The sequence below is a fragment of the Chitinimonas taiwanensis DSM 18899 genome, from assembly GCF_900119825.1.
Taxonomy (GTDB): Bacteria; Pseudomonadota; Gammaproteobacteria; order Burkholderiales; family Chitinimonadaceae; genus Chitinimonas; species Chitinimonas taiwanensis.
In genome coordinates this window covers 100,078-119,197 of sequence record NZ_FPKR01000008.1, presented here as the reverse complement: position 1 = coordinate 119,197, position 19,120 = coordinate 100,078, and the positions used below count along the sequence as shown (strand labels likewise).

The following is a 19,120-nucleotide window of genomic DNA, read 5'->3' as shown; positions in this document are numbered from 1 at the left end:
ATGAGTGAGCGGATTACCCTGAGTGGCGGTCTGGTGCTCGACTCAATCTGCCGGGTCGAGCGCGAGGTGGCGCCCCAGCTGGTGGCGCCGGCGCTCTGCCTGGATCTGAGCGAGGTGGCGGAAGTGGATTCGACCGCCATCAGCCTGCTGCTGCAATGGCGGCGCCAGGCCCACGCGGCCGGCCGCCAGCTCACGCTGCACAATCCGCCCGCCAGCCTGCTTAGCCTGGCCGCGCTGTATGGCGTGGAAGACTTCCTGCAGTTTTCTGCCGACGCTGCAGCCAGCGCTGCCTGAGGACTTTGCGATGCGTAGCCTGCTTGCCCCCCTCTTGCTCAGCCCGCTTCTGTTGGTCGCCTGTGCCACGCCGGCCAATCATTACGACCCGCTCGAACCGATGAATCGCAAGGTGTATGCGTTCAATTCGACGCTGGACAAGGCGGTGCTCAAGCCGGTGGCCGAGGGCTATGCCGCGGTTACGCCGCGCCCGGTGCGTACCGCGGTGGGTAATTTTTTCGGCAATCTGTCCGACGCCTACAGCGGCGCGTCCAACTTCCTGCAAGGCAAGTGGCGCCAGGGTACGACCGATGTGGGCCGCGTACTAATCAACACGACGCTGGGCCTGGGTGGGCTGATCGATATCGCCTCGATGGCGCCTAGCCTGCCCAAGCGCAATGAAGACTTCGGCCAGGTGCTTGGCCACTGGGGCGTGGGTTCTGGCCCCTACTTGGTGCTGCCTGTGCTGGGGCCCAAGACCTTGCGCGATAGCGTTGACTATGTGGGCGTTTACTACACCGACCCGGGCATCCATATCAACGACACATTGCTGGGCTACGGCTTGACCGGCCTGCGCCTGATCGATACGCGTGCCAACCTGCTGTCGGTAGAAGAAACCATGCAGGCGGCGGCGTTTGGTGATGAGTACACCTTTGTGCGCGATGGCTATCTGCAGCGCCGCTACAGCTTGGTCTGGGACGGTCGCCCGCCCGAACCGCTGCAACTGGGTGAGCCGCTCGAAATGGACGAGGAAGAGATCGATGTGAAGGATCTTGATATGTCCGGGGTGGAGAAAATCGAGGCCCAGGAGGCCAAGCCCGCGCCCTAGCGCGCTGGTAGTGGATGCAAGCGGCCCCCGGGCCGCTTTGCTTATTCTGCTTGCCAGTACTAGTTGCGAAAAAACTGATTGAGCAGGCCGCTCTAGGTACAATTCCGCCTTTCCGCACTGATCCGCCCATGTCTACAGCCATCCGCTTCTCTGCCGTCAAGAAACGCTTCGGGGACTTCGAAGCCCTGAAGGGTATCGACCTCGAGGTGCGAGAGGGCGAGTTCTTCGCCCTGCTGGGCCCGAATGGCGCCGGCAAGACTACGCTGATCTCGGTGCTGGGCGGGTTGACCCGGCCCGACTCGGGTTCGGCCAGCGTGATGGGTTGCGATGTGCAGGCCGATTACCGCGCCGCGCGCCGCCAGGTCGGCATCGTGCCGCAGGAGCTGACCTTTGATCCCTTCTTTACCGTGCGCGAAACGCTGGTCTTTCAGTCCGGCTATTTCGGCCTGCGCCGTAACGACGCCTGGATTGATGAGCTGCTGGAAAATCTTGGTCTGGCCGACAAGGCAAATGCCAATATGCGTGCGCTGTCGGGCGGTATGAAGCGGCGCGTGATGGTGGCGCAAGCCTTGGTGCACAAGCCGCCGGTCATCGTGCTGGACGAGCCGACCGCTGGCGTGGATGTGGCGCTGCGCCAGACCCTATGGGCCTTCGTGCAACGCCTGAACGATGAAGGTCATACCATCGTCTTGACTACCCACTATCTGGAAGAGGCGGAAACCCTGTGCAACCGCATCGCCATGCTCAAGCAGGGCGAGCTGGTGGCGCTGGATGACAAGGTGGCGCTGATGCAATCGCATTCGACCCGCTTACTGTCGCTGCGTCTTTTGCCCGATGCGCTGCCGGCGGCCTTGCAACCCTTGCTGGTCAGCGAGCGTGATGGGGCGTATCTGTTGCGCCTCGATGACTGCAAGCAGCTTGAGCCGATGCTGGCCTGCGTGCGCGAGGCGGGTGTCAGTCTGCGCGATATCGAAATCGTCCAGCCCGACCTGGAGTCGGTATTCCTCGATGTGATGGGAAGGAAGGCGGGCTAAGGCCCTCGAACCGTATGCAAGGCTTCTACACCCTGTTCTACAAGGAAATCCTGCGTTTCTGGAAGGTGAGCTTCCAGACCGTGGCCGCGCCGGTGCTGACCGCCGTGCTGTATCTGCTGATCTTCTCGCATGTGCTGGAAGCGCATGTCGAAGCCTATCCGGGTGTGCGCTACACCGCCTTCCTGATTCCTGGCCTGGCCATGATGTCCATGCTGCAGAACGCGTTCGCGAATACCTCGAGCAGCCTGATCCAGTCCAAGCTGACCGGCAATATCGTGTTCATCCTGCTGCCGCCCTTGTCGCGCCTGGAGTTCTTCCTTGCCTATGTGCTGGCGGCCATCGTGCGCGGCCTGGTGGTGGGCGCGGGCGTGTTGCTGTTCACCAGCCTGTTCGTGCTGCCCGAGCTCAAACACCCGCTGTGGGTGCTGGCTTTTGCCCTGCTCGGTTCGGGCGTGCTGGCCGTGCTCGGCATGATCGCCGGCATCTGGGCGGAGAAATTCGACCAGCTGGCGGCCTTCCAGAACTTCATCATCGTGCCGCTCACCTTTCTGAGCGGCGTGTTCTATTCGATCCATTCCCTGCCGGTGTTCTGGCTGGGCGTCTCGCACCTGAACCCGGTCTTCTACATGATCGATGGTTTCCGCTACGGCTTCTTTGGCGTGGGCGATGTGTCGCCCTGGCTGAGCCTGAGCGTGGTGGGCAGCACCTTTGCCCTCTTGACCCTGTTTACCCTGCATCTGTTGCGCACCGGCTATAAGCTGCGCCACTGAGCCCCGATTTCTTACTGGTCCCCCATCATGGTTACCCCTGAACAAGTCAAACAATACATCGCTGCCGGCCTTGCCTGCGAGGTGCTGGAGGTGAGCGGCGATGGCCATCACTTCGAGGCCATCATCGTGGCGCGCGCCTTCGATGGCCTGCCGCGTGTGCGCCAGCATCAGCTCGTCTACCAGGCGCTGGGCGAACGCATGCGCGAGGAAATCCACGCGCTGTCGATGAAAACCTTCAGCCCGCACGAATGGAAGAGCCGCGCCTGAAACCGGCCAAGCCCGACAAGCCGGCAGGTTTCAGCCGGCTCGGACTAGTATTGGTGAACCTGCCCTGGCTATTCGTGCTGCTGGTGCTGTACTGGATCTGGCGCTAGCTGCGCCGCCATCACATAGATGATCGTGCCGCTGCCCTGTGGCGGCCTTACAGGTTGAAAGACATGGAAAAACTCAAGATTACCGGCGGCCCCAGCCTGGAAGGCGAAATCAGCATCTCGGGTGCCAAGAATGCGGCGCTGCCGATTCTGTGCGCGAGCCTGTTGACGGCCGACACCCTGCGCCTGACCAATGTGCCGCAGCTGCGCGATGTGCTGACCACCCAGAAGCTCCTGCAGGGCATGGGCATGCGCGTGATGACGGACAATGTGCACGAGTTCGAGCTGACCGGCGCGGGCGTGGACAAGCTGGAAGCGCCGTATGAGCTGGTGAAGACCATGCGCGCGTCGATTCTGGTGTTGGGTCCGACCCTGGCGCGTTTTGGCGAGGCGCGCGTGTCGCTGCCTGGCGGTTGCGCGATCGGTAGCCGTCCGGTCGAGCAGCACATCAAGGGTCTGCAGGCCATGGGCGCTGAGATCAATATCGAGCATGGCTATATCCATGCCCGCGCCAAGCGCCTGAAGGGTGCGCGCTTTATGTCCGACATGGTGACCGTGACCGGCACCGAGAACCTGTTGATGGCTGCCGTGCTGGCCGATGGCGTGACCGTGCTGGAAAACGCCGCGCGCGAGCCCGAGGTGGTCGATCTGGCCGAATGTTTGATCAAGATGGGCGCCAAGATCAGCGGCCACGGCACCGACACGATTACCGTGGAAGGCGTGGCCAGCCTGCATGGCGCCGAGCATGCGGTGATGCCGGACCGCATCGAGACCGGCACCTTCCTGTGCGCGGTGATGCTGGCGCGCGGCAAGGTGCTATTGCGCAATACCCGCGCCAATATCCTGGAAAGCGTGCTCGACAAGCTGCGCGAAGCCGGTGCCTATATCGAGGCCGGCGATGGCTGGATCGCCATCGAGATGCGCGAGCGCCCGAAGGCGGTCAGCCTGCGCACGCTGCCCTACCCGGCCTTCCCGACCGATATGCAGGCCCAGTTCATGGCCATGAACACCCTGGCCACCGGCACCGGCGTGATCACCGAGACCATCTTCGAAAACCGCTTCATGCATGTGTCGGAACTGGCCCGCATGGGGGCTGACATCCATATCGACGGCCATACCGCCGTGGTGCGTGGCGTGGAGCGTCTGTCCGGTGCGACCGTGATGGCCACCGATCTGCGCGCCTCGGCCTCGCTGGTGATTGCGGGCCTGGCGGCCGAGGGCGAGACCATCGTCGATCGCATCTACCATCTGGACCGCGGCTACGAGCATATCGAAGCCAAGCTCGGCGGTGTCGGCGCGCTGATCGAACGTACCCAGTAAGCCCCGCTGCGGCGAAAGCCACAACGCGAGTCAGTAAGCCCGGTGGGCGGCATATTCCTTGTCGCCTGGCCGGGCTTTGTGATTTAAAGGCGCTTTGCCCGTGGGAGGCGCCGTATGACTGCCGAAGCCGAACTGATCACCCGCTTTTACGCGGCCTTCCAGCGCCGCGACTGGGCCGCCATGGCGGCCTGCTACCACCCCGAGGCGCAGTTCTCCGACCCCGCGTTTACCGATTTGCGCGGCCGCGCGCCGGGCGCCATGTGGCGCATGCTGCTGGAAGGTGCCACTGATCTGGCCGTCAGTTTCTCTGCCGTGGAAGGCGCGGCCGGGCGCGGTTCGGCCAACTGGGTGGCGGTCTACCCATTCTCGCAAACCGGCCGCACTGTCACCAATCGCATCCACGCCCAATTCGAATTCCGCGACGGTCTGATCTGGCGCCATCGCGACCAGTTCGACTTCTGGGCCTGGAGCCGCATGGCCCTGGGCCTGCCCGGCTATCTGCTCGGCTGGTCGCCGCTGTTGCGCAACAAGGTGCGCAAGATGGCTGGCCAGCGCCTGCAACGCTTTATCGACAAGCACCCGGAATACCGTTGATTGACTAGACAAGTTTCGCATGAACTTGGCTAAGCATCTGATGGGTAAATAACTTTTCCTTATGATGGTGATAGACAAGTATTGCTCGCCAGCCCTGGGTCTGGCCGGCATAATCCGTCTCCTGCTGTTTTCTGCCTTGCCATGATTACCATCGCCCTGTCCAAAGGACGCATCTTCGAAGAGACCGTGCCGCTGCTGGCCGCGGCCGGCATCGTGCCGTCCGAGAATCCCGAGAGTTCGCGCAAGCTGATTCTCGGTACCAACCGTGCCGATGTGCGCCTGGTCATCGTGCGCGCCACCGATGTGCCCACCTATGTGCAGTACGGCGCCGCCGACCTCGGCATCGCCGGCTACGATGTCTTGCTTGAGCATGGCGGCGCTGGCCTGTATCAGCCGCTCGATCTGCAGATTGCCGCCTGCAAACTGATGGTGGCGGTGGCCGAGGGCTTCGACTACCACGCAGCCGTCAAGCAGGGCGCGCGCCTGCGCGTGGCCACCAAGTACGTCGAATCGGCGCGCGAGCACTTTGCTGCCAAGGGCGTGCATGTCGACCTGATCAAGCTGTATGGCTCGATGGAGCTGGCGCCGCTGGTGGGCCTGGCCGATGCCATCGTCGATCTGGTCAGCACCGGCAGCACGCTCAAGGCCAATAAGCTGGTGGCGGTTGAGCATGTGCTGGATGTCAGCTCGCGCCTGGTGGTTAACCCGGCCTCGCTCAAGCTCAAGCGCGCCGGTGTGCAGCCGATTCTGGATGCTTTCGCGCACGCCACTGCGCAACACGCCGAGCATCATCACGCCTGAGGGGTCTGCACCTAGGTGCCGGCCCCGTGTTAACACGCACCGGGTCACAGGCTTGGTGCCCAGAGTGAACCCCGTATGAGACGCCTGAATAGTAGCTCCGCCGATTTCCCCGCCCAACTGGCCGCCCTGCTGGCCTTCGAGACCGCCCAGAACCCCGAGGTGGATGTCGCTGTCGCGCGCATCTTGGCCGATGTGAAGGCGCGCGGTGATGCGGCCGTGGTCGAATACACGAATCGCTTCGATGGCCTGAACGCCAGCAGCATGGCCGAACTCGAGCTGAGCCGCGCCGAGCTGGAGGCCGCCTATCAACGCCTGAGCACCACGCAGCGTGAAGCGCTGGAAGCCGCCGCCGCGCGCGTGCGCCGCTATCACGAGCAGCAGGTCCAGCACAGCTGGCAGTACACCGAAGACGACGGCACGGTGCTGGGTCAGGCGGTGACGCCGCTCGATCGCGTGGGTCTGTATGTGCCGGGCGGCAAGGCCTCCTATCCATCTTCGGTGCTGATGAATGCGATTCCCGCCAAGGTGGCCGGGGTGGGCGAGATCATCGTGGTGGTGCCCACGCCGCGCGGTGAGCGCAATGATCTGGTGCTGGCCGCCGCCTATATCGCCGGCGTGGATCGCGCCTTCACCATCGGTGGTGCACAGGCCGTGGCGGCGCTCGCCTATGGCACCGCCACCATCCCGCAGGTCGACAAGGTGACCGGACCGGGCAACCAGTATGTAGCGGCCGCCAAGCGCGCGGTATTCGGCGTAGTCGGCATCGATATGGTGGCCGGTCCGTCCGAAATCCTGGTTATCTGCGATGGCCAGACCGACCCTGACTGGATAGCCATGGACCTGTTCAGCCAGGCCGAGCATGACGAGATCGCCCAGTCCATCCTGCTCTGCCCGGATGCCACCTATCTGGAGCAGGTGGCGGCCAGCATAGCGAAGCTGCTGCCCAGCATGCCGCGCCGCGACATCATCGCGCAGAGCCTGGCTAATCGAGGTGCGCTGATACAGGTGCGCGATCTGGATGATGCAGCCGAGATTGCCAGCCAGATTGCCGCTGAGCATCTGGAACTGTCGGTGGTCGACCCCTGGGCGCTGCAGGCCAAGATTCGCCACGCCGGGGCTTTTTTCCTTGGCCGCTTTGCCTCGGAAGCGCTGGGCGACTACTGCGCCGGCCCCAACCATGTGCTGCCGACTTCGCGCACCGCGCGTTTTGCCAGCCCGCTTGGTGTGTACGACTTCCAGAAGCGCTCCAGCCTCATCTATGTCTCGGAAGCTGGCGCGCAGACACTAGGGCGTATTGCCAGCGTGCTGGCGCATGGTGAAGGCCTGCCCGCCCATGCCAAATCGGCCGAATACCGTTTGAAGGATCAAGCATGAATGCGCGTGACTGGGTAAGGCCCGAGATTGCCGAGCTGGCCGCCTACCATGTGGCTGACGCGAGCGGGCTGATCAAGCTCGATGCGATGGAGAACCCGTTCCCGCTGCCGGCCGACTTGCAGGCCGAGCTTGGTCAGCGCCTGGCGCAGGCGGCGCTCAATCGCTATCCCGACCCGCAGGGCGGTGGTCTGAAGGAAAAGCTCAAGTCGGCGTTTGCGATTCCGGCTGCGGCCAGTGTGATCCTCGGCAATGGCTCGGACGAGCTGATTACCCTGATCTGCCAGGCCCTGGCCCGGCCCGGCGCCAAGGTCGTGGCGGCCGAGCCGTCCTTCGTCATGTACAAGCTGAATGCCGTGTTTAGCAAGCTTGCCTATGTGGGCGTGCCCTTGAAGGCCGACTTCAGCCTGGACCTCGATGCCATACTGGCCGCGATTGCAGCCGAGCAGCCGGCTGTGGTCTTCCTCGCCTATCCAAACAACCCGACCGGCCCGCTGTACCAGCGCGCGGAACTCGAGGCGATTCTGGCCGCTGCGCCCGGCATGGTGGTGGTCGATGAGGCGTATACCGCCTTTGCCAGCGATAGCTTCATGGGTCTGGCCGGCAGCCACCCCAAGTTGGTGGTTATGCGCACGCTGTCCAAGCTTGGCCTGGCGGGCATTCGCCTGGGCTATGCGGCGGGCCCGGCGCACTGGATCAATGAGCTCGACAAGGTGCGCCCACCGTATAACGTCAATGTGCTGACCCAGGCCGCCGCGCTGTTCGCGCTCGATCACCTTGCGGTGTTCGATCAGCAGGCTGCCTTGCTGCGCAGCGAGCGCAGCCGCGTGCAGCGGGCCCTGGCGGTCTTGCCGGGGGTGACGGTATTCCCCTCGGAAGCCAACTTCCTGACCGCGCGGGTGCCCGATGCGGACAAGACCTTTGCCGCCCTGAAAGCGGCCGGCATCCTGATCAAACGCTTGCACGGCAGCCATCCGCTGCTGGAAGATTGCCTGCGCTTCACCATTGGTAGCCCCGCCGAGAATGATGCGGTGCTGGCTGCCTTGCCGAACTGCCTCTGAGACCTGCCATGCGCCAAGTTACCGTTACCCGTAACACCCTGGAAACCCAGATCACCGTCACGCTCAATCTCGATGGTTCGGGCAAGAGCCGCTTCGATACCGGCGTACCGTTTCTCGATCACATGATGGATCAGATCGCCCGCCATGGTCTGATCGATCTCGACATCGTGGCCAAGGGCGACTTGCATATCGATGCCCATCACACGGTGGAAGATATCGGCATCACCCTGGGCCAGGCCTTGGCCAAGGCGCTCGGTGATAAGAAGGGCATTCGTCGCTACGGCCACGCCTATGTGCCGCTCGACGAGGCCTTGAGCCGCGTGGTGATCGACCTGTCCGGTCGGCCCGGCCTTGATTACGGCGTGGAATACACGCGCGCCAGCATTGGCCAGTTCGATGTCGATCTGTTCAGTGAGTTCTTCCATGGCTTCGTCAACCACGGCATGGTGACCCTGCATATCGACAATCTGAAGGGCAAGAACGCCCACCATCAGGCCGAGACCATCTTCAAGGCCTTTGGCCGCGCGCTGCGCATGGCGGTCGAATACGATGAGCGTGCCGCTGGCGCGATGCCTTCCACCAAGGGCACCCTGACCGCCTGAGCCAACCAGCGAAAGCCAATATCATGCAAATCGCCGTCATTGATTACGGCATGGGTAATCTGCGTTCGGTCATGAATGCTCTGCAGCAGGTTGCCCCGGATCACACCCTGACCCTCACCAGCGATCCAGCCGTGATTGCCGCCGCCGACAAGGTGGTCTTCCCCGGCCAGGGCGCCATGCGTGACTGCATGCGCGAACTGACCGAACGGGGTCTGCGCGAGGTGGTGTTGGACACCGCCAGCAAGAAGCCCTTCCTTGGCATCTGCGTGGGCGCCCAGCTCTTGTTCGAGATGAGCGAGGAGGGCGGTAATACGCCGGCGCTGGGCGTGTTCCCTGGCCAGGTGCTGCGCTTCCCGGCCGAGCGCATGCAGCTTGAGGGCGAGCGTCTGAAGGTGCCGCATATGGGCTGGAACGAGGTCCACCAGACTCGCGCACATCCGCTCTGGGCGGGCATCCCGTCCGGCGAGCGTTTCTACTTCGTGCATAGCTACTATATGCATACCCCGGATACGTCACTGATCGTGGGCGAGAGTGCCTATCCGTTTGCCTTCACGGTGGCGGTGGCCCGCGCTAATATCTTCGCCACCCAGTTCCACCCGGAAAAAAGTCATGCCGCCGGGCTGAAATTGCTGAGCAATTTCGTCGCCTGGAATGGCGTCGCCTAAGCTGATTCCTTTACCCCAACCAAACAACCGCCATGCTGATCATTCCCGCCATCGACCTGAAAGACGGTCAGTGCGTCCGCCTCAAACAAGGTGAAATGGATTCCGCCGATATCTTCGGTGACCCGGCCCAGATGGCCCAGCGCTGGCTCGATGCCGGCGCGCGTCGCCTGCATCTGGTCGACCTGAACGGCGCCTTTGCCGGCAAGCCAAAGAATCTGGCCGCCGTGAAGGCGATTCTCGAAGTGGTCGGTACCGAGATTCCCGTCCAGCTCGGCGGGGGTATCCGCGATCTGGAAACCATCGAGCAGTATCTGGATGCCGGCTTGCGCTATGTAATCCTTGGCACCGCCGCGGTGAAGAACCCGGGCTTTCTGCATGAAGCCTGCGATGCCTTCCCCGGCGCCGTCATCGTGGGTCTGGATGCCAAGGACGGCAAGGTGGCCATCGATGGCTGGAGCAAGATTACCGGTCACGATGTGGTCGATCTGGCCAAGCGCTTCGAGGACTACGGCGTCGAGTCGGTCATCTACACCGATATCGGCCGCGACGGCATGCTCAGCGGCATCAATATCGAGGCCACCGTGCGCCTGGCACAGGCACTGACCGTGCCGGTGATCGCCTCGGGCGGGCTGACCAATCTGAATGACGTCAAGCAGCTGTGCGAAGTGGAGCGCGAGGGCGTGGCGGGCGTGATCGCTGGTCGCTCGATCTACGAAGGCACGCTGGATTTCGCCGCCGCGCAGACCCTGGCCGACGAGCTGGGCGCCTGATCGCCTTGGGTGAAACGTGAACAGCGAGTGGTGGAACGCGCTGCATCGCGCGTGACCGCCAATCGCCACATTTCATCCTTCACGTTTCACTTTTCACTAGGCTTCCCCGTGCTTGCCAAACGCATCATCCCCTGTCTCGATGTCACCGATGGCCGCGTGGTCAAGGGCGTCAATTTCGTCGGTCTGCGTGATGCGGGCGACCCGGTCGAAATCGCGCGCCGCTACGATCAGCAGGGCGCCGATGAGCTGACCTTCCTCGATATCACCGCGAGCTCGGACAACCGCGACCTGATCCTGCACATCATTGAGGCGGTGGCCGAGCAGGTATTCATTCCGCTGACCGTGGGTGGCGGCGTGCGCAAGGTGGAGGATGTGCGTCGACTGCTGAATGCTGGCGCTGATAAGGTCGGCATCAATACCACCGCGGTGACCAATCCGCAGGTGGTGGAGGACGCGGCCGGCTACTTCGGCTCGCAGGCCATCGTGGTGGCCATCGATGCCAAGCGCGTCAGCCAGCCGGGCGAAGCACCGCGCTGGCAGGTATTCACCCATGGTGGCCGCAATGCCACCGGCCTGGATGCGGTGGAGTGGGCGCTGGAAATGCAAAGGCGCGGCGCGGGCGAGATTCTGCTGACCAGCATGGACAAGGACGGTACGCGCTCGGGCTTCGATCTGGCGCTGACCCGGGCGGTCAGTGATGCGGTGCAGATTCCGGTCATCGCTTCGGGCGGCGTGGGCAAATTGCAGGACCTGGCCGATGGCATCAAGCTCGGCCATGCCGATGCGGTGCTGGCTGCCAGCATCTTCCATTTCGGCGACCACACCGTGGGTGAGGCCAAGCAGCTGATGCGCGAGCAGGGCATCGAGGTGCGGCTATGAACTGGCTGGATGAAGTGCGCTGGGACGAGAAGGGCCTAGTGACCGCGATCGCCCAGGATGCCAAGACCCAGCGCGTGCTGATGGTCGCGTACATGAATCGCGAAGCGCTGACCCTGACCGCACAGAGCGGCATTGCCCATTACTTCTCGCGTTCGCGCCAGAAACTGTGGAAGAAGGGTGAGGAGTCCGGGCATCTGCAAACCGTCAGCGAACTACGCCTCGACTGCGACGGTGATGTGATCGTGCTGCAGATCGAGCAGGCCGGCGGTATCGCCTGCCATACCGGGCGGGAAAGCTGCCTGTATCGCAAGCTGGTGGGCGAGGCCTGGCAGATCACCGACCCAGTGCTGAAGGACCCCGCCGCCATTTACCAGGCTGGGCACGGGCACTGAGACGCGCGCTTGCGCACAAATTGCCCACGCTCTGCGTGCGCATGCAAGACTTGTAACCCAACTGTCTTTTTCCCCGCCTATAATCGCCCGTCTTTCCAGAGCCCTGACCATGGTCAACGCCGATATCCTTGCCCGACTTGCCGATACCATCGAAGCCCGTAAAGGGGCCGATCCGAGCACGTCCTATACCGCCAAGCTCATGCACAAGGGCCTGGACAGCATACTGAAGAAGGTGGGCGAGGAGGCGGTGGAGACGGTGATGGCCGCCAAGGATGGGGACAAGCTGCACCTGGTGCGCGAAGTGGCCGATCTGTGGTTCCACACCCTGGTGCTGCTGGCGCAACAGGGCCTGGGGCCGAACGATGTGCTGGCCGAGCTGGCCCGGCGCGAGGGCATCTCGGGTATCGACGAAAAGAATGCACGTCCGGAGTAAGCTGCCATGAGTGATAACTGCATTTTCTGCAAGATCGTCGCCGGGCAAATTCCGGCCAAGAAGATTTACGAGGATGAGGACGTGATTGCCTTTCACGATATTCATCCGATTGCGAACGTTCATTTCCTGATCGTGCCCAAGCGACATATTGAGTCGCTGCTCACCGCGCAGGAGGCCGATCAGGCCCTATTGGGCAAGCTGCTGGCCAAGGCGCCGGCACTGGCGCGCGAGCAGGGCCTGGGCGAGGGTTTCCGCACCATGATCAATACCGGTGCGCAGGGCGGTCAGTCGGTCTTCCATCTGCATCTGCATGTGTTCGGCGGCGGCGGCAAGGCGGAAACCATGATGGCGCAGCTGATCCAGTAAGGGTCACTTCATTTTCCGCGGCCTGCACGGCAGGCCGCTTTATCTTCAGGAGTTATGGCAATGGGTTCCTTCAGTATCTGGCATTGGCTGATTGTTCTGGTGATTGTGGCGCTGGTATTTGGCACCAAGAAGCTGGGCAATATTGGCAAGGATCTTGGCTCGGCAGTGAAGGGCTTCAAGGAAGGCATGAAGTCGGAAGAAGAGCAGCCCAAGATCGCCGAAAAGCAGGTGGATGGCGCGCGCGTATTCGACAACGACACGGCCAAGGACAAGCGCTAAGCCGTGTTCGACATCAGCTTTGGTGAACTGATGGTGGTAGGGGCCGTCGCGCTGGTCGTGATCGGCCCCGAACGTTTGCCCAAGGTGGCCCGCACCGTGGGTGCTTTGCTCGGGCGTCTGCAGCGCTATGTGGCCAATGTGAAGGCCGACATCAAGCGCGAGGTGGAACTCGATGGCCTGCGTCAGCTGGAAGCTGAAATGAATGAGGCTGGCCGCAAGCTCGGTGATGACCTGCAGGGCGGCGTGGCGCCGATCGAGTCTGGCGTCGCGCAGGCGGTGCAGGACACGCAGGCGGCCTTGGCCGAGCCCGCTCCCCCTCGCCCGGATGAAAAGCAGTTCGACCTGTTCTCTCCGTCTGCCGGCCCCCGCCCTGAGCGCGATCAGCGCTAGTTAGGTTTTCCCCGTGTCCATGAATGCCGACCTGCAACCGCTGATCGAGCACCTGATCGAGTTGCGCAGCCGCGTAGTGCGCGCAGCCGGTCTGCTCTTGCTGGTCTTCCTGATCCTGTTTCACTGGTCGGGCGATATCTACCATCTGCTCGCCCTGCCCATGCTCAAGGTGCTGCCGGCCGGTAGCAGCATGATCGCGACCGATGTGACCGCCACCTTCTTCGTGCCGCTGAAGATCACCGGCATGGTGGCCTTCCTGATTACCTTGCCGCACACGCTGTACCAGGCCTGGGCCTTTGTGGCGCCTGGCCTGTATCAGCATGAAAAACGCCTGGTTATCCCGCTGATCATTTCCAGCGTGCTGCTGTTCGCGGTTGGCATGGCCTTCGCCTACTTCCTGGTCTTCCCGGTGGTGTTCGGCTTTATGGCCGCCGCTACGCCGGAAGGGGTGGCCATGATGACCGATATCGATAAATACCTGTCCTTCGTGCTGGGTATGTTCATCGCGTTCGGGGTGACTTTCGAAACCCCGGTCATTGTGATGGTGCTTGTGCGCATGGGCCTGGTCAGCATCGCCAAGCTGCGCGAGATTCGCCCCTATGTGATTGTCGGTGCCTTTGTGATTGCCGCCGTGGTGACGCCGCCCGATGTGCTGTCTCAGATCATGCTGGCTGTGCCGCTCTGGCTGCTGTATGAATTGGGCGTGGTGCTGTCGGCCTGGTTGATCGTCCCCAAGCCCTTGGCTAGCGAAGAGGGCTGAACCGTACCTCTGCGCAGCAGACAATAAAAAACGCCATCGTTACGATGGCGTTTTTTATTGTGCGTGCTGACCTACTCTTCCTCATCCGGCTGCACCTGCGCAGCCAGCTTGGGGCGCTTGCCTATGGTGACCGCCAGCGCCAACGGCTTGCCACCGCGCACCAGTGCGATCTGCGTGCTGCTGCCTGGCGCCTGAGCGGCGATCTGGTTGAGCATATCGGTGAAGTCGACCACCGCCTTATTGTTCACCGCCACCAGTACGTCGCCTGGCTTCACGCCGGCCTTATCGGCCGGACCGCCACGCACCACGCCATTGATCAATACGCCATCCGTGCTGTCGAGCTTGAAGCTGCTAGCCAGTTCCGGCGTCAGGTCCTGGGTCTCCACGCCTATCCAGCCACGCGTGACGGCGCCATCCTTGATGATCTGCTCCATCACGTTCTTCACGGTGCTGGCCGGAATCGCGAAACCGATGCCCATGCTGCCGCCGGTGCGTGAATAGATCGCGCTATTGATGCCGACCAGGCTGCCCTGGCTGTCCACCAGCGCGCCGCCCGAATTGCCAGGGTTGATGGCGGCATCGGTCTGGATGAAGTTCTCGAAGGTATTGATACCGAAGCCGGTGCGACCGAGCGCCGAGACGATGCCCATGGTCACCGTTTGGCCCACGCCGAAGGGGTTGCCGATGGCCAGTACCACATCGCCCACATTCAGCGTATCGACCTGGCCGAAGGTGATGGCGGGCAGTTGGTCGAGCTCGATCTTGATCACGGCCAGATCGGTTTCCGGGTCGGTGCCGACCACCTTGGCCTCGGCCGAGCGGCCATCGGACAGCGCCACCTGGATCTCATCGGCCGACTCGACCACATGGTTATTTGTGACGATATAGCCCTGCGCGCTGACGATGACGCCGGAACCGAGGCTGGAGGTGCGCTGGCTCTCATTGCCCTCGAAGCGGTCGCCGAAGAAGCGTCGGAACAGCGGATCGTCGAGCAGCGGGTGGCGTTTGCTGCGCACTGCCTTGCTGGTATAGATATTCACCACGCTGGGCATGGCATGCTGAACCGCATCGCGGTAACTGCCGGTTTTGGCCAATTGCTTGGGCGGAACGGCTGGCGTCTGGGTCAGGGTGACAACTTCGGCCATGCGCTGCGGCAGCCAGGCAGGCTTGAGCAAGGTGGCGAGAAACCAGAGCGCCAAACCCACGGTAGTGGTTTGTGCGAAAATCAGCCAAAGTCTTTTCATGGATGGGGCGCTTGCGAGAGAGCCTTAGAAAACTGCGCTATGTTATTGCGTGAACTGGAAAATTATACCGGACAACTGCTGGCAATCGACCGTTTCAAGGACTATGCCCCCAATGGGGTGCAAGTCGAGGGTCGTACCGAGCTGCGCCGGCTGCTCTGCGGTGTTACCGCCAGTGAGGCCTTGATCGATGCCGCGATAGCCTGGCGGGCCGATGCGATCCTCGTGCATCACGGCTATTTCTGGAAAAACGAGGATCCGCGCCTGATTGGCATGAAGAAGCGCCGCCTGGCCAAGCTGCTGCAGCACGATATCAGCCTGCTCGCCTATCATCTGCCGCTGGATGCCCATCCTGAGCTCGGCAATAACGCCCAGCTGGGGGCGAAGCTTGGCCTGCAGGCGGATGGCCGTACCGGCGAGCAGGACATGGTTTGGTTAGGCACGCCCACACCGGGCGAGACGCTGGCCAGCTTTGCCGCGCGGGTCGAGCGGGCGCTAGGGCGCAAGCCTACTGTGATCGGCAACCCAGACCTGCGCTTGGGCCGCGTAGGCTGGTGCAGCGGCGGCGCGCAAGGCTATTTCCAGGCCGCGCTGGATGCCGGTTGCCATTGCTATCTGACTGGCGAAGCGTCGGAACACAACTACCATGCTGCAGTGGAGCTGGGTGCGGGCTTTATCGCGGCCGGCCATCATGCCAGCGAGCGCTATGGCGTGCAGGCGCTGGGCGCCCATCTGGCCGAGCGTTTCGATCTCGACTGGCGCTATGTCGAAATCGACAACCCGCTTTGAGCCTGATCAGAGCAGGCGCGCCGCTTAGCCGGCATGCTTGATCGTGAAGGTGGGCTGCGCTTCGATCCAGATTCGCTGCCTAGGCACCATGCAGCCGGCTCGCAGCGAATAACCCCATGCCGGTAAAGGCTTATGCAAGCGGGGGGAATCGGTTAAAATCGCGCAGTTTTGGTTAGACCATTATTTAAAAAGTCAGAAAGTCAGGGACTGGGTATGACGAATCAAGTGGACAACAGCAAGCGGCGCTTCCTGACGCTCGCGACCGGCGCCGTGGGTGGCGTTGCCGTGGTCGGGGTCGCTACGCCCTTCATTGCCAGCTTCTTCCCGTCCGAGCGCGCCAAGGCTGCCGGCGCACCGGTTGAGGTCGATATCAGCAAGCTCGAACCCGGTCAGAAGATCGACGTCGAGTGGCGTGGCAAGCCGGTGTGGGTAGTCAACCGCACCAAGGAAATGCTCGACAATATGGCCAAGATCGAGGGCCAATTGACCGACCCGAATTCGGATGGCAGCGACCAGCCCGAATACGCGAAGAACAAGACCCGTGCACGTGCCGACAAGGCCAATGTGCTGGTGGCGCTCGGTGTATGTACCCACCTGGGCTGCTCGCCAACCTTCCGCCCGGATCTGGCACCGGCCGACCTCGGCCCGGAATGGGTTGGCGGTTTCTACTGCCCCTGCCACGGCTCCAAGTTCGACCTTGCCGGCCGGGTGTACTCCGGCGTACCGGCCCCGAAGAACCTCGATATCCCGCCCTACAAATACGTCAGCGAAGGCGTACTGCTGGTCGGCGAAGATAAATAAGCGGGAAGGCCTGAGATGAGCAAGCTACAAGCCCTGGCGGGCAACGTGATGAACTGGGTGGATGATCGCTTCCCGGCGACCAAGATGTACAAGGAGCATCTGTCCGAGTACTACGCCCCGAAAAACTTCAACTTCTGGTACTTCTTTGGTTCGCTGGCCCTGCTGGTGCTGGTGATCCAGATCGTGACCGGTATCTTCCTGACCATGAACTACAAGCCGGACGGCAACCTGATTCCAGGTACCAATGTCTCGGTGGCTTTCATGTCGGTTGAATACATCATGCGCGATGTCGCAGGTGGCTGGCTGATCCGCTATATGCACTCGACCGGCGCCTCGATGTTCTTCGTGGTCGTCTATCTGCATATGTTCCGCGGTCTGATCTACGGCTCCTACAAGCAGCCGCGCGAGCTGATCTGGATCTTCGGCATGCTGATCTTCCTGTGCCTGATGGCCGAAGCCTTCCTTGGCTATCTGCTGCCATGGGGCCAGATGTCCTTCTGGGGCGCCCAGGTGATCGTGAACCTGTTCGCTTCCATCCCGGTGATCGGCCCGGACCTGTCGGTGTGGATCCGTGGTGACTTCGTGGTGTCCGACGCGACGTTGAACCGCTTCTTTGCCCTGCACGTGATTGCCGTGCCGCTGGTGCTGCTGGCCCTGGTGGTCGCGCACATCGTGGCGCTGCACGAAGTGGGTTCGAACAATCCGGATGGCGTCGAGATCAAGAAGAACAAGGATCCGAAGACCGGTATTCCGCTGGATGGCATTCCCTTCCACCCGTATTACACAGTGAAGGACATCCTCGGTGTGGCCGTCTTCCTGGTGGCGTTCAGCTATGTGGTGTTCTTCGCACCGGAGATGGGCGGCTTCTTCCTCGAATACCCGAACTTCGACCCGGCTGACCCGCTGAAGACGCCGGCGCATATTGCACCGGTCTGGTATTTCACCCCCTTCTACGCGATTCTGCGTGCGATCCCGTCCTTCCTGGGTACCCAGGTCTGGGGTGTGATCGGCATGGGTGCCGCCGTGGTCATCATCGCCTTCCTGCCTTGGCTCGATCGCAGCCCGGTTAAGTCGATCCGCTACCGTGGTCGTAACTTCAAGATCGCCCTGGTGCTGTTCATCATCTCCTTCATCTGCCTGGGGATCTTGGGCGCCAAGCCGGCCACCAATCTGCGCACCATCCTGTCGCAGGTGTTCAGCGTGATCTACTTCGGCTTCTTCCTGTTCATGCCGCTGTACACCAAGAACGATGTGGGTACGACGCCGGTTCCGGCCCGTACCACCGACACCAACACCCAGCGTCAGATCGGCTTTGCCGTATATGCGCTGCTGGCCGTGCTGGGCGCCTTCGTGTTCGGCAAGCTGGTCTGATCGGGAGAGACAAGAAGATGAAAAACAAGATCGTCAAAATCCTCGCCGCTTGCAGCCTGCTGCTGCCCCTGGCTACGCCGGCTCTGGCGGCCGGTGCCTCTGTTGCGCTCGACCATTCGCCCAGCAATGTGCGCGATGTCGAGTCGCTGCAGCGCGGCGCGCAGCTGTTCGCTAACTACTGCCTGTCCTGTCACGGTGCCAGCGCCATGCGCTACAACCGACTGCAGGACCTTGGCCTGAGCGAAGAGCAGATTCGTACCAATCTGATGTTCGCTTCCGAGAAGGTGGGTGAGCCGATGCGCGTGGCCATGCAGGCCAAGGACGGCAAGGTCTGGTTCGGCGCTACGCCGCCCGACCTGTCGCTGATCGCCCGCTCGCGTGGTGCCGACTGGCTGTACACCTATCTGCGCAGCTTCTACCGCGACCCTAGCCGTCCTACCGGCTGGAACAATACCGTGTTCGACAAGGTTGGCATGCCGCATGTGCTGTGGCAGCTGCAGGGCGACCTGGAACTGAAGGTGTTGGATGGCAAGGTGGAAGCCAAGGGCCCGGTCGTGCGTTCCTGGGAAACCGTTGAGCACGTGAACGGCAAGGAAAAAGTCAGCACCCATCAACTGGTGCTGACCCGCGCTGGCGAGCTGACCCGTCTGACCGATGGCAAGGCCAATACCTTTGATTACGACAACAAGGTGGCGGACCTGACCAACTACATCGTCTGGATGGGTGAGCCGGCTCAGGTGACGCGCGAGCGCATCGGCTACGGCGTGCTGCTGTTCCTGATCTTCCTCTTGGTGCCGATGGCCTATCTGCTGAAGAAGGAATACTGGCGCGATATTCACTAAGCGCTGCCAGCTGCCAGAAAACGGAGGGTAAAGCCCTCCGTTTTCTTTTTAAAATCATTGACTTATGCATGTTTTCTGGCTTTTGCCTAGGGCAAAATGCTAAAATCACGCCTTAT

26 protein-coding genes are annotated in these 19,120 nt (G+C 62.1%); 25 read left to right on the top strand and 1 reads right to left on the bottom strand.

What is annotated here, in order from left to right; genetic code table 11:
- The 21 genes from BT173_RS11275 (at window position 1) to tatC (ending at window position 13,960) form a co-directional block, all read left to right on the top strand.
- The gene (locus tag BT173_RS11275; RefSeq protein WP_072428759.1) at window positions 1-294 is read left to right on the top strand and encodes an STAS domain-containing protein; all 294 of its coding nucleotides are present in this window, start codon (window positions 1-3) and stop codon (window positions 292-294) included.
- A 10-nt stretch (window positions 295-304) separates the two neighbouring features.
- A complete protein-coding gene (locus BT173_RS11270; protein WP_072428758.1) occupies window positions 305-1,102 on the top strand; it encodes an MlaA family lipoprotein in 798 nt (265 codons plus the stop codon).
- 128 nt (window positions 1,103-1,230) lie between these two features.
- A complete protein-coding gene (locus tag BT173_RS11265) occupies window positions 1,231-2,136 on the top strand; it encodes an ABC transporter ATP-binding protein (protein ID WP_072428757.1) in 906 nt (301 codons plus the stop codon).
- A 14-nt stretch (window positions 2,137-2,150) separates the two neighbouring features.
- The gene (locus BT173_RS11260; RefSeq protein ID WP_072428756.1) at window positions 2,151-2,906 is read left to right on the top strand and encodes an ABC transporter permease; all 756 of its coding nucleotides are present in this window, start codon (window positions 2,151-2,153) and stop codon (window positions 2,904-2,906) included.
- 27 nt (window positions 2,907-2,933) lie between these two features.
- Window positions 2,934-3,173 carry a BolA family protein gene (locus BT173_RS11255; RefSeq protein WP_175545592.1) on the top strand — a complete coding sequence of 80 codons (240 nt, stop codon included), beginning with the start codon at window positions 2,934-2,936 and terminating at the stop codon, window positions 3,171-3,173.
- The gene (locus BT173_RS19945; protein ID WP_281247366.1) at window positions 3,155-3,280 is read left to right on the top strand and encodes a hypothetical protein; all 126 of its coding nucleotides are present in this window, start codon (window positions 3,155-3,157) and stop codon (window positions 3,278-3,280) included. The genes BT173_RS11255 and BT173_RS19945 overlap by 19 nt, the downstream gene beginning before the upstream one ends.
- A 63-nt stretch (window positions 3,281-3,343) precedes the next feature.
- The gene (murA, locus tag BT173_RS11250) at window positions 3,344-4,597 is read left to right on the top strand and encodes a UDP-N-acetylglucosamine 1-carboxyvinyltransferase (protein ID WP_072428754.1); all 1,254 of its coding nucleotides are present in this window, start codon (window positions 3,344-3,346) and stop codon (window positions 4,595-4,597) included.
- A gap of 114 nt (window positions 4,598-4,711) precedes the next feature.
- Entirely contained in the window at window positions 4,712-5,191 is a 480-nt protein-coding gene (locus tag BT173_RS11245) for a nuclear transport factor 2 family protein (RefSeq protein WP_072428753.1), read from the top strand.
- Between the two features lie 141 nt (window positions 5,192-5,332).
- Window positions 5,333-5,992, top strand: a complete 660-nt coding sequence (gene hisG / locus BT173_RS11240) for an ATP phosphoribosyltransferase (RefSeq protein WP_072428752.1) — start codon at window positions 5,333-5,335, stop codon at window positions 5,990-5,992.
- Between the two features lie 75 nt (window positions 5,993-6,067).
- Complete coding sequence (hisD, locus tag BT173_RS11235) at window positions 6,068-7,366, top strand: histidinol dehydrogenase (RefSeq protein WP_072428751.1); 1,299 nt, start codon at window positions 6,068-6,070, stop codon at window positions 7,364-7,366.
- A complete protein-coding gene (gene hisC / locus BT173_RS11230) occupies window positions 7,363-8,424 on the top strand; it encodes a histidinol-phosphate transaminase (protein WP_072428750.1) in 1,062 nt (353 codons plus the stop codon). The genes hisD and hisC overlap by 4 nt, the downstream gene beginning before the upstream one ends.
- A gap of 8 nt (window positions 8,425-8,432) precedes the next feature.
- Entirely contained in the window at window positions 8,433-9,026 is a 594-nt protein-coding gene (hisB, locus tag BT173_RS11225) for an imidazoleglycerol-phosphate dehydratase HisB (RefSeq protein ID WP_072428749.1), read from the top strand.
- Between the two features lie 23 nt (window positions 9,027-9,049).
- Window positions 9,050-9,691: an imidazole glycerol phosphate synthase subunit HisH gene (gene hisH / locus BT173_RS11220; protein ID WP_072428748.1), complete on the top strand. Its 642-nt coding sequence runs from the start codon at window positions 9,050-9,052 to the stop codon at window positions 9,689-9,691.
- A 32-nt stretch (window positions 9,692-9,723) separates the two neighbouring features.
- Entirely contained in the window at window positions 9,724-10,461 is a 738-nt protein-coding gene (hisA, locus tag BT173_RS11215) for a 1-(5-phosphoribosyl)-5-[(5-phosphoribosylamino)methylideneamino]imidazole-4-carboxamide isomerase (protein ID WP_072428747.1), read from the top strand.
- 108 nt (window positions 10,462-10,569) lie between these two features.
- Window positions 10,570-11,340 carry an imidazole glycerol phosphate synthase subunit HisF gene (gene hisF, locus BT173_RS11210; RefSeq protein ID WP_072428746.1) on the top strand — a complete coding sequence of 257 codons (771 nt, stop codon included), beginning with the start codon at window positions 10,570-10,572 and terminating at the stop codon, window positions 11,338-11,340.
- Window positions 11,337-11,732, top strand: a complete 396-nt coding sequence (gene hisI / locus BT173_RS11205) for a phosphoribosyl-AMP cyclohydrolase (protein WP_072428745.1) — start codon at window positions 11,337-11,339, stop codon at window positions 11,730-11,732. Before hisF ends, hisI begins: the two co-directional genes overlap by 4 nt.
- 109 nt (window positions 11,733-11,841) lie before the next feature.
- The gene (locus tag BT173_RS11200; RefSeq protein ID WP_072428744.1) at window positions 11,842-12,165 is read left to right on the top strand and encodes a phosphoribosyl-ATP diphosphatase; all 324 of its coding nucleotides are present in this window, start codon (window positions 11,842-11,844) and stop codon (window positions 12,163-12,165) included.
- Between the two features lie 6 nt (window positions 12,166-12,171).
- Complete coding sequence (locus BT173_RS11195; RefSeq protein WP_072428743.1) at window positions 12,172-12,531, top strand: histidine triad nucleotide-binding protein; 360 nt, start codon at window positions 12,172-12,174, stop codon at window positions 12,529-12,531.
- Between the two features lie 60 nt (window positions 12,532-12,591).
- Entirely contained in the window at window positions 12,592-12,810 is a 219-nt protein-coding gene (gene tatA, locus BT173_RS11190) for a Sec-independent protein translocase subunit TatA (RefSeq protein ID WP_072428742.1), read from the top strand.
- 3 nt (window positions 12,811-12,813) lie between these two features.
- On the top strand, window positions 12,814-13,200 hold the full coding sequence (gene tatB / locus BT173_RS11185; protein WP_072428741.1) for a Sec-independent protein translocase protein TatB: 387 nt from the start codon (window positions 12,814-12,816) through the stop codon (window positions 13,198-13,200).
- Window positions 13,201-13,219: 19 nt separating this feature from the next.
- Window positions 13,220-13,960: a twin-arginine translocase subunit TatC gene (gene tatC / locus BT173_RS11180; protein ID WP_072428740.1), complete on the top strand. Its 741-nt coding sequence runs from the start codon at window positions 13,220-13,222 to the stop codon at window positions 13,958-13,960.
- Window positions 13,961-14,031: 71 nt separating this feature from the next.
- Here the strand turns inward: tatC and BT173_RS11175 are convergent, their stop codons facing one another.
- Window positions 14,032-15,204 carry a Do family serine endopeptidase gene (locus BT173_RS11175; RefSeq protein ID WP_072428739.1) on the bottom strand — a complete coding sequence of 391 codons (1,173 nt, stop codon included), beginning with the start codon at window positions 15,202-15,204 and terminating at the stop codon, window positions 14,032-14,034.
- 39 nt (window positions 15,205-15,243) lie between these two features.
- Here BT173_RS11175 and BT173_RS11170 point away from each other — a divergent pair, with 39 nt between their 5' ends.
- The 4 genes from BT173_RS11170 (at window position 15,244) to BT173_RS11155 (ending at window position 19,004) form a co-directional block, all read left to right on the top strand.
- Complete coding sequence (locus BT173_RS11170; protein ID WP_072428738.1) at window positions 15,244-15,990, top strand: Nif3-like dinuclear metal center hexameric protein; 747 nt, start codon at window positions 15,244-15,246, stop codon at window positions 15,988-15,990.
- A 213-nt stretch (window positions 15,991-16,203) separates the two neighbouring features.
- Window positions 16,204-16,791, top strand: coding sequence for a ubiquinol-cytochrome c reductase iron-sulfur subunit (gene petA, locus BT173_RS11165; RefSeq protein ID WP_072428737.1), 588 nt, complete (start codon window positions 16,204-16,206; stop codon window positions 16,789-16,791).
- A 15-nt stretch (window positions 16,792-16,806) separates the two neighbouring features.
- Window positions 16,807-18,162 (top strand): cytochrome b, encoded by a 1,356-nt coding sequence (locus BT173_RS11160; RefSeq protein ID WP_072428736.1) that lies wholly within the window; start codon window positions 16,807-16,809, stop codon window positions 18,160-18,162.
- A 17-nt stretch (window positions 18,163-18,179) separates the two neighbouring features.
- A complete protein-coding gene (locus BT173_RS11155; RefSeq protein ID WP_072428735.1) occupies window positions 18,180-19,004 on the top strand; it encodes a cytochrome c1 in 825 nt (274 codons plus the stop codon).
- The last annotated feature ends 116 nt before the right edge of the window (window positions 19,005-19,120 follow it).

Bases quoted from the DNA above. Each gene is read 5' to 3' on its own strand.
- BT173_RS11155 (WP_072428735.1), top strand. From the start codon at position 18,180: ATGAAAAACAAGATCGTCAAAATCCTCGCCGCTTGCAGCCTGCTGCTG.
- BT173_RS11195 (WP_072428743.1), top strand. From the start codon at position 12,172: ATGAGTGATAACTGCATTTTCTGCAAGATCGTCGCCGGGCAAATTCCG.
- BT173_RS11170 (WP_072428738.1), top strand. From the start codon at position 15,244: ATGTTATTGCGTGAACTGGAAAATTATACCGGACAACTGCTGGCAATC.
- hisI (WP_072428745.1), top strand. From the start codon at position 11,337: ATGAACTGGCTGGATGAAGTGCGCTGGGACGAGAAGGGCCTAGTGACC.
- BT173_RS11255 (WP_175545592.1), top strand. From the start codon at position 2,934: ATGGTTACCCCTGAACAAGTCAAACAATACATCGCTGCCGGCCTTGCC.
- tatC (WP_072428740.1), top strand. From the start codon at position 13,220: ATGAATGCCGACCTGCAACCGCTGATCGAGCACCTGATCGAGTTGCGC.
- BT173_RS11265 (WP_072428757.1), top strand. From the start codon at position 1,231: ATGTCTACAGCCATCCGCTTCTCTGCCGTCAAGAAACGCTTCGGGGAC.
- BT173_RS11270 (WP_072428758.1), top strand. From the start codon at position 305: ATGCGTAGCCTGCTTGCCCCCCTCTTGCTCAGCCCGCTTCTGTTGGTC.
- BT173_RS11160 (WP_072428736.1), top strand. From the start codon at position 16,807: ATGAGCAAGCTACAAGCCCTGGCGGGCAACGTGATGAACTGGGTGGAT.
- hisB (WP_072428749.1), top strand. From the start codon at position 8,433: ATGCGCCAAGTTACCGTTACCCGTAACACCCTGGAAACCCAGATCACC.
- hisD (WP_072428751.1), top strand. From the start codon at position 6,068: ATGAGACGCCTGAATAGTAGCTCCGCCGATTTCCCCGCCCAACTGGCC.
- BT173_RS11175 (WP_072428739.1), bottom strand. From the start codon at position 15,204: ATGAAAAGACTTTGGCTGATTTTCGCACAAACCACTACCGTGGGTTTG.
- hisC (WP_072428750.1), top strand. From the start codon at position 7,363: ATGAATGCGCGTGACTGGGTAAGGCCCGAGATTGCCGAGCTGGCCGCC.
- BT173_RS11260 (WP_072428756.1), top strand. From the start codon at position 2,151: ATGCAAGGCTTCTACACCCTGTTCTACAAGGAAATCCTGCGTTTCTGG.
- hisH (WP_072428748.1), top strand. From the start codon at position 9,050: ATGCAAATCGCCGTCATTGATTACGGCATGGGTAATCTGCGTTCGGTC.
- hisA (WP_072428747.1), top strand. From the start codon at position 9,724: ATGCTGATCATTCCCGCCATCGACCTGAAAGACGGTCAGTGCGTCCGC.
- BT173_RS11200 (WP_072428744.1), top strand. From the start codon at position 11,842: ATGGTCAACGCCGATATCCTTGCCCGACTTGCCGATACCATCGAAGCC.
- murA (WP_072428754.1), top strand. From the start codon at position 3,344: ATGGAAAAACTCAAGATTACCGGCGGCCCCAGCCTGGAAGGCGAAATC.
- BT173_RS19945 (WP_281247366.1), top strand. From the start codon at position 3,155: ATGGAAGAGCCGCGCCTGAAACCGGCCAAGCCCGACAAGCCGGCAGGT.
- hisG (WP_072428752.1), top strand. From the start codon at position 5,333: ATGATTACCATCGCCCTGTCCAAAGGACGCATCTTCGAAGAGACCGTG.
- tatA (WP_072428742.1), top strand. From the start codon at position 12,592: ATGGGTTCCTTCAGTATCTGGCATTGGCTGATTGTTCTGGTGATTGTG.
- BT173_RS11245 (WP_072428753.1), top strand. From the start codon at position 4,712: ATGACTGCCGAAGCCGAACTGATCACCCGCTTTTACGCGGCCTTCCAG.
- petA (WP_072428737.1), top strand. From the start codon at position 16,204: ATGACGAATCAAGTGGACAACAGCAAGCGGCGCTTCCTGACGCTCGCG.
- BT173_RS11275 (WP_072428759.1), top strand. From the start codon at position 1: ATGAGTGAGCGGATTACCCTGAGTGGCGGTCTGGTGCTCGACTCAATC.